Genomic DNA, 617 nt, shown 5'->3' on the forward strand with positions numbered 1-617 from the left:
CACGGTGCAGAAGCTCTACAACCTCTACGGGCCCTCCGAGGACACCACCTACTCCACCGCCGCCCTCGTCGGCCGTGACGAAGTGCCTCTCATCGGCCGCCCGCTGCCCGCGACGCGCGCCTACGTGTTGGACGCTTCGTTGCAGCCGGTCCCTGTGGGCGTCGCCGGGGAGCTGTACCTCGCCGGTGAAGGCCAGGCGCGCGGCTACCTCCTGCGTCCGGAGCTCACCGCGGAGCGCTTCGTCCCCGAACCCTACGGGCCTCCCGGCAGCCGCATGTACCGCACGGGAGACCGCGTGCGGTACCGCATGGACGGGCGGCTGGAGTACCTCGGCCGCATCGACTTCCAGGTGAAGGTGCGTGGCTTCCGCATCGAGCTGGGTGAAATCGAAGCGGCGCTCCGCCGCGCTCCAGGACTCAAGGACGCCGTTGTCGTCGCCAAGGGCGAGGCCGCTGACAAGCGCCTCGTCGCGTACGTCACGCCCAAGGCAAATGCCTCGCTGGAAGTGGAAGCCCTCAGGACGCATCTGCGTCAGGGGCTCCCTGAGTACATGGTGCCCACCACCTTCGTGGTGTTGGACGCCCTGCCCCTCAACTCCAACGGCAAGGTGGACCGCA

The 617-nt window shown here is 68.6% G+C and carries 1 protein-coding gene; it reads left to right on the forward strand.

Annotation, left to right across the window (positions count from 1 at the left end):
- Positions 1-617 (forward strand): AMP-binding enzyme (locus D7W81_RS41445; RefSeq protein WP_147445851.1); only part of this gene is annotated, 617 nt, incomplete at both ends.

The sequence above is a fragment of the Corallococcus aberystwythensis genome (genome assembly GCF_003612165.1).
Lineage (GTDB): Bacteria > Myxococcota > Myxococcia > Myxococcales > Myxococcaceae > Corallococcus > Corallococcus aberystwythensis.